This window comes from Dactylosporangium sp. NPDC005555, from assembly GCF_040605635.1.
GTDB lineage: Bacteria > Actinomycetota > Actinomycetes > Mycobacteriales > Micromonosporaceae > Dactylosporangium.
The window spans coordinates 62,289-68,317 of sequence record NZ_JBEXDG010000027.1 but is presented as its reverse complement, the minus strand read 5'-3'; the positions used below and the strand labels follow the sequence as shown (position 1 = coordinate 68,317).

9 protein-coding genes and 1 riboswitch are annotated in these 6,029 nt (G+C 72.7%); of the genes, 3 read left to right on the top strand and 6 right to left on the bottom strand.

Translation table 11 applies throughout. From position 1 onward, the window contains the following. Positions 1 to 237 precede the first annotated feature (237 nt). The 5 genes from ABZS58_RS28065 to thiE form a co-directional block, all read right to left on the bottom strand. Positions 238 to 756: a thiamine phosphate synthase gene (locus ABZS58_RS28065; protein ID WP_354786203.1), complete on the bottom strand. Its 519-nt coding sequence runs from the start codon at positions 754 to 756 to the stop codon at positions 238 to 240. Next, a complete protein-coding gene (locus tag ABZS58_RS28060; RefSeq protein ID WP_354786202.1) occupies positions 750 to 1,517 on the bottom strand; it encodes a thiazole synthase in 768 nt (255 codons plus the stop codon). Before ABZS58_RS28060 ends, ABZS58_RS28065 begins: the two co-directional genes overlap by 7 nt. Then, positions 1,510 to 1,716 (bottom strand): sulfur carrier protein ThiS, encoded by a 207-nt coding sequence (thiS, locus tag ABZS58_RS28055; protein WP_354786251.1) that lies wholly within the window; start codon positions 1,714 to 1,716, stop codon positions 1,510 to 1,512. The genes ABZS58_RS28060 and thiS overlap by 8 nt, the downstream gene beginning before the upstream one ends. After that, positions 1,715 to 1,825: riboswitch (TPP riboswitch) on the bottom strand. Its footprint overlaps the gene before it by 2 nt. A 25-nt stretch (positions 1,826 to 1,850) precedes the next feature. Next, complete coding sequence (thiO, locus tag ABZS58_RS28050) at positions 1,851 to 2,906, bottom strand: glycine oxidase ThiO (RefSeq protein ID WP_354786201.1); 1,056 nt, start codon at positions 2,904 to 2,906, stop codon at positions 1,851 to 1,853. Next, a complete protein-coding gene (thiE, locus tag ABZS58_RS28045) occupies positions 2,903 to 3,532 on the bottom strand; it encodes a thiamine phosphate synthase (RefSeq protein WP_354786200.1) in 630 nt (209 codons plus the stop codon). Before thiE ends, thiO begins: the two co-directional genes overlap by 4 nt. A gap of 18 nt (positions 3,533 to 3,550) precedes the next feature. On the opposite strand from thiE, the gene ABZS58_RS28040 reads away from it, so the two are divergent. Then, entirely contained in the window at positions 3,551 to 4,525 is a 975-nt protein-coding gene (locus ABZS58_RS28040; RefSeq protein ID WP_354786199.1) for an aldo/keto reductase, read from the top strand. Positions 4,526 to 4,570: 45 nt separating this feature from the next. On the opposite strand, the gene ABZS58_RS28035 is transcribed toward ABZS58_RS28040, so the two are convergent. Continuing rightward, positions 4,571 to 4,990, bottom strand: coding sequence for a hypothetical protein (locus ABZS58_RS28035; RefSeq protein WP_354786198.1), 420 nt, complete (start codon positions 4,988 to 4,990; stop codon positions 4,571 to 4,573). A gap of 294 nt (positions 4,991 to 5,284) precedes the next feature. On the opposite strand from ABZS58_RS28035, the gene ABZS58_RS28030 reads away from it, so the two are divergent. Both ABZS58_RS28030 and ABZS58_RS28025 read left to right on the top strand, forming a co-directional pair. Then, the gene (locus ABZS58_RS28030; RefSeq protein WP_354786197.1) at positions 5,285 to 5,650 is read left to right on the top strand and encodes a hypothetical protein; all 366 of its coding nucleotides are present in this window, start codon (positions 5,285 to 5,287) and stop codon (positions 5,648 to 5,650) included. Further along, the gene (locus ABZS58_RS28025) at positions 5,643 to 6,029 is read left to right on the top strand and encodes a hypothetical protein (RefSeq protein WP_354786196.1); all 387 of its coding nucleotides are present in this window, start codon (positions 5,643 to 5,645) and stop codon (positions 6,027 to 6,029) included. Before ABZS58_RS28030 ends, ABZS58_RS28025 begins: the two co-directional genes overlap by 8 nt.

The window sequence follows — 6,029 nt, the reverse complement described above, 5'->3', positions numbered from 1 at the left end:
GCTCCGGCGCCGGCCTGACCTCAACCGACCCCATGACGAGCAGCCCAAGACGCTTCGCTGGCCGCTCATGCCGCCACCTCCGCTTCGCTCCGGCGCCGGCCTGACCTCAACCGACCCCATGACGAGCAGCCCAAGACGCTTCGCTGGCCGCTCATGCCGCCACCTCCGCTTCGCTCCGGCGTCGGCCTGAGCCAGAACTGTCACATGATGAGCAGCCCAAGACGCTTCGCTGGCCGCTCATGCGGTCATCAGCTCCTTGACGAACCTCGCGGGGTCCTCGGCGCGCATCACGGCACCCATGACGGCCACGCCGGAGGCGCCCTCGTCGAGACAGTCACGGACCCGCCCGGGGGTGTCGACGCCGCCCAGGGCGTACACCGGCAGCCGCGGGACGACCATGGACATCCTGGCGAGCGCGGCGAGCCCCAGCGGGGGGCCGTAGCCGGGTTTGGAGCGGGTCGGGAAGATCGGCGACAGGGTCGCGAAGCCCGCCTTCGCGCCGGCGGCGGCGACCAGGTCGTCGAGGTCGTGGCACTTGCGGAACGCGGTCGTGTCCTCGGCCAGCACCAGGCGGCCCTTGACGCCGTCGAGCATGCTCCGCAGCCGGGCGGCGAGGTCGGCCCGCTCCCCCGCCGGGAGGTCCTCCTCGCCGAGGACGACCAGCCGCGCGCCCCCGTCGATGGCCCGGTTGACCACCTCGTCGAGGGGGCGGTGCGCCTGCTTGCGGTCGGTGAAGAGGATCAGTCCGGTCACCATGGCAACCCTCCCGTAGGGCTCGATGCGGTCGCGTACAGGCGGCGCGGGATCCTCCCGGCGGTGTGCGCGAGGCGGCCGGCGGCGACGGCGAGCCGCATCGCCTCCGCCATGCGCGCCGGATGCTCGGCGCGGGTGACCGCCGACGCGAGCAGGACCCCGTCGCAGCCGAGCTCCATGGCGAGGGCGGCGTCGGACGCGGTGCCGATCCCCGCGTCGAGGATGACCGGCACGCCGACCTTCTGCCGGATGAGCGCGATGTTGTGCGGGTTGCGGATGCCGAGCCCGGATCCGATCGGCGCCCCGAGCGGCATGACCGCGGCGCAGCCCGCGTCGGCGAGGCGCTGGGCGATGATCGGGTCGTCGCTGGTGTACGGCAGCACGGTGAACCCGTCCTCGACGAGCCGCTCCGCGGCGGCGACGGTCTCGACCGGGTCCGGGAGGAGGGTCTCGTCGTCGCCGATGACCTCCAGCTTCACCCATGCCGTGCCGAACGCCTCGCGGGCCAGGTGGGCGAGCCTGACCGCCTCGATCGCGGTGTAGCAGCCGGCCGTGTTGGGCAGGATCCTCACCCCGCAGCGTTCGACGACGTCGAGCAGCGACGGCGCCGCCGGGTCGAGCCTGCGCAGGGCGACGGTGACGAGCGCGGTGCCGCTGGCCCGGATGGCGGCCTCGAGCGCGGTGTGGCTGGTGGCGCCGCCGGTGCCGAGGATGAGCCTCGAGCTCAGCGGCTCCCCGGCGATGGTCAGGTCCGGTTCAGCCACCTTGGACCGCCGTGAGGATGTCGATGGTGTCGCCGTCGGCGGGCCTGGTCGCGGCCCAGGCGGCGCGCGGCACGACGGCGCCGTTGAGCGCGACGGCGACACCCCGCGGGTCGGCGACCCCGGCGAGGCCACGCACGACGTCGGCGATGGTGGCGGCGTCGTCCACGTCGGAGGCGACGGCGTTGACCACGAGCTGCATTCGGCTCACTCCTGACTCCCTGCGCCGGCATGATCCGGATCAGGTTCGACGGTCGGGGGCTGACAGCCCCCCTCTCAGCCCGGTCACACCGGACTCCCGTGGGGTACGAACTGACCATAACCCCGGCGCGGTCCTCAGGTAAAGCGGCTCACCCCGCACGCGCTGAGGTCAACATCCGTCGATCCCTTCGTCACGAGGTCGGCGACGGCGTGCGCGGTGACCGGCGCGAGGAGCACTCCGTGCCGGTAGTGCCCGCCCGCGACGAACACGGTGCCGGGCCCGCCGGTTCCTTCGAGCCGGCCGATGACCGGGGCGTTGTCGGGGGTACCGGGCCGCAGCCCCGCGAGGGTCTCGGCGAGGGCGAGCTCGGCGACACCCGGCAGCAGGTCCGCGGCTGGTCTGAGCAGGTCGAGGACCCCGCCGGCGGTCACGGTCGTGTCGGCCCCGCGTTCCTCCTCGGTCGCGCCGACGACCAGCTCCCCGTCGGCGCGCGGCACCAGGTACACGTGACGGCCGAGCGCGACGCCCCGCACCACGTGCGTGAGCAGCGGCTCCGGCCCCCGCAGCCGCAGCAGCTGCCCCTTCACCGGCCGCACCGGCAACCCGGTCACCGCCGCCATCCCACACCCGTTGGCGACGATGATCACATCGTCCCGCAGGCTGGACGGATCGTGGACGTCCTTCTGGACTCGCCGGATCGGCAGCCGCTGCGACCGCAGCGCCGCCAGGAGCAGCCGCGGGTCGACCTGATGGTCACCGGCGGCCCGCGCGCCGCCGCGGATCCGGGGGCTGAGCATGGGTTCGAGCTCCCGGAGCGCCCGCCCGGCGAGGGGTTCGACCGGCGTGCCGGCCCGCCGGTAGTAGTCGACGAGCCGCCGTACCTCGGTCAGGTCGTCCTCGGTGAGCGCGACGAGCAGCGTCCCCTCGGTCCGGTATCCGAGCGGCATCCCGGTCGCGGCGCTCAGCTCCGCCGCGAAGCCGGGCCAGCGCCGCATCGAATCGAGCATCAGCCCCTGCAGCGCTTCCTCGCCGAAGGCGGTTTCCGCGGTCGGCGCCAGCATCCCGGCCGCGACCCGGCCCGCCCCGCGCGCCGGGTCGGCGTCGTAGACGGTGACCTGCTCCCCGCGCCGCGCCAGCTCCCACGCGACACTGAGCCCGACGATCCCACCCCCGATCACCCCGACCTTCACCGCGACGCCCCGGCGAGGACGGCGGCGAACTCGGCGGCCGCGGCGGCCGGGTCCGGGGCGCCGCTCATCGCGCCGACCACGGCGACCGCGTGCGCGCCCACCGCGAACAGTTCGGCCGCCCGGGAGGGGGTGACGCCGCCGATGGCGATGACCGGCACGTCGACCGCCTCGACGACGGCGCGCACGCCGGGCAGGCCGATGGCGGGTGGCAGGCCGGTTTTCGTGGTGGTCGCCCACGCCGGGCCGACGCCGAGATAGGTGGCGCCGTCGAGGACCGCCCGGCGGGCCGAAGCAGGGTCGCGGGCGGTGGCGCCGAGGATCGCAGCCGGGCCCAGGATGCGGCGGGCCGCGGAGACGGGCAGGTCGTCGGCGCCGACGTGGGCACCGTCGGCGCCGGCGGCGAGGGCGATGTGCAGCCGGTCGTTGACGAGGCAGACGGCGCCGGCGGCGCGGCAGAGGGCGACGATCCGCAGGGTCAGGTCGTACGCCTCCCGGTCGGTGACGGTGTCCTCGGGACGGACCTGGACGACGCCGAACCCGGCGGCGAGGGCGTGCCCGACGACGCCGGGCACGTCACGACCGGGACGGGTGTCGGTGATGAGATGGAGTCGTCCGAGCGTGTGCACCGCGATAGTTTTTCAGACATGAAGCAGGTGCGACTTGGCCGGACCGGGCTGAAGGTCTCCGAGATCTGTCTCGGCATGATGAGCTACGGCGATCCCGCGTGGCGTGACTGGGTGCTCGACGAGGAGGCCGCGGACCCGTTCGTGCGGCGCGCCGTCGAGGCCGGGATCACGTTCTTCGACACCGCCGACGTGTATTCGCTCGGGGTGAGTGAGACCGTCACCGGGCGGCTCCTCGCGAGGTACTTCGACCGCCGCGACGACTACGTGCTGGCCACGAAGGTGTTCAGTGTGATGAGCGACCGGCCCAACGACTCGGGGTTGTCGCGCAAGCACGTGCTCGCCGGGATCGACGACTCGTTGCGACGGCTCGGGGTCGATCACGTCGACCTGTACCAGATCCACCGCTTCGACCCGGAGACACCGGTCGAGGAGACGATGGAGGCGCTGCACGACATCGTGCGTGCGGGGAAGGCGCGCTACATCGGCGCGTCCAGCATGTACGCGTGGCAGTTCGCGAAGATGCAGTATGCGGCGAGGGCCAACGGCTGGACCGAGTTCGTGTCGATGCAGAACCACTACAACCTGGTGTACCGCGAGGAGGAGCGGGAGATGCTGCCGCTCTGCGCCGACCAGGGCATCGGCGTGATCCCGTGGAGCCCCCTGGCGCGGGGCATGCTGGCGGGCAACCGGGGGCGCGGCGACGAGCGGCGCACCACCCGCTCGGCCAATGACACGTTCTCCTCGATGTACACCGAGGACGACTTCGCGGTGGTCGACGTCAACGCCGAGATCGCCGGCGAGCGGGGCGTCGCGTCGGCGCAGGTGGCGCTCGCGTGGCTGCTGTCCCGGCCGGTCGTGACGGCGCCGATCGTGGGTGCGACGAAGCTGTCGCACCTGGAGGACGCGATCGCGGCGACCGAGCTGACCCTCGACGAGAAGGAGATCGAGCGCCTCGAGGCGCCGTACGTGCCGCATCCGGTCCTGGGCCACTGAACGCGGAAAAGGCCGGCCCGCCGGGCCGGCCTTTTCGCGAAACGCTCAGCTGGAGGCCACGCCCAGAGCGCCGCCGCCGCCGGTGTGCAGTTCGGTGCCCGAGGCGAAGGCGCTGTCGAAGCGCGCCTGCAGGGCGTCGAGCTGGTCGTACTCCGACGCGTGCGAGGACTCCGAACCCTCCGCGGCGAACACGTGGTCGGCCTCGGCCTCGTTGTGGTCGTACGAGGTGAAGTCCGACTCCTCGTAGTGCGCCCCGTTCGGGTTGGTGTACTCCACGTGGTGACCCTGGTCGAAGCTCGTCGACTCCGCCGAGGCGTGGTCCTGCTCGTACACGCCGAAGTTCGAGTCGTAGTCGTTCTCCGCGGCGTGCACCTGGTGCAGCTGGTCCAGCGACTCGTGCTCCTGACCGGCCTCGACATGGCCGTAGTCAGTGCCGCCGTCGTGGCCGGTGTCCCACTCGCTCATTGCAACTCCCCAGTATCCGGTGTGGCTTCGTCGTCGCTGTTGAAGACCACGTTAGGCACTCTCGGCAAGCATTGAATCCCCGAAACGTGCCACCGCCCAGCGCAGTGCCAGGTAGGCGACAGTCCCGAACCACGGCGCCGCCGGGGTCCGTGTCTGCGGGCAGCTGGGGGCACCGTTCGAACCCGATGTCCCCGGTGTCATCACCCCCTTACGACGCCGGGTGCCGAGCCCGGAACATAGCGCAGGACGGGCCCGGGGCAGGCGCTCCGGGCCCGCCGCATTACGCTGTCGGCCGTGATCGGGCCCTTGGCAGTCGCCATCTCCGTGCTGTCGCTCGCCCTCGCGGCCTGGGCGTTCGTGGAGTTCTTCCGGCACCGTGAGCCGACCCGCCCGCTCTTCCAGGGACTCGGCGTGGTCACGGTGCTCGTCCTGGCGCAGGTGGTCGCGCTCGGCGTCGGGCTCGCCCGCGGGCACGGCCCGGAGGAGGGCGGCGAGGTCGTCACCCTCGTCGGGTACATGCTGACGGCGCTGCTCCTGCCGCCGGCCGGCGCGGTCCTCGCCCGGATGGAGCCGACCCGCTGGGGTTCCCTGCTCATCGGCAGCGCCGCCGTCATCGTGCCGGTGCTCATCCTGCGACTGGGACAGATCTGGAATGGCTGAACACATCAACAGGGGGCCCGGCCGGGTCCTCGTCGCGATCTACGGCGTGTTCGCCCTGGCCGCGACCGCCCGCGCGAGCGTGCAGATCGCGACGAAGTTCGGCGACGCGCCCCTCGCGTACTCGCTGTCGGCGCTCGCCGCGGCCGTCTACATCGTCGCGACCGTCGCCCTGGCCCGGGACGCGCGCCGGGTCGCGCTCGCCGCGTGCGGGTTCGAGCTGCTCGGCGTCCTCGTCGTCGGCACGCTGAGCATCCTGGACAGCGAGGCGTTCCCGGACGCGACCGTCTGGTCCGACTACGGGCAGGGCTACGGCTATGTCCCCCTGGTCCTGCCGGTCGCCGGTCTCTGGTGGCTCCTGCGCGGCCGCCGGACCGCATGA

Bases quoted from the DNA above. Each gene is read 5' to 3' on its own strand.
- ABZS58_RS28035 (WP_354786198.1), bottom strand. From the start codon at position 4,990: ATGAGCGAGTGGGACACCGGCCACGACGGCGGCACTGACTACGGCCAT.
- ABZS58_RS28025 (WP_354786196.1), top strand. From the start codon at position 5,643: ATGGCTGAACACATCAACAGGGGGCCCGGCCGGGTCCTCGTCGCGATC.
- thiS (WP_354786251.1), bottom strand. From the start codon at position 1,716: ATGCAGCTCGTGGTCAACGCCGTCGCCTCCGACGTGGACGACGCCGCC.
- ABZS58_RS28065 (WP_354786203.1), bottom strand. From the start codon at position 756: ATGGTGACCGGACTGATCCTCTTCACCGACCGCAAGCAGGCGCACCGC.
- ABZS58_RS28040 (WP_354786199.1), top strand. From the start codon at position 3,551: ATGAAGCAGGTGCGACTTGGCCGGACCGGGCTGAAGGTCTCCGAGATC.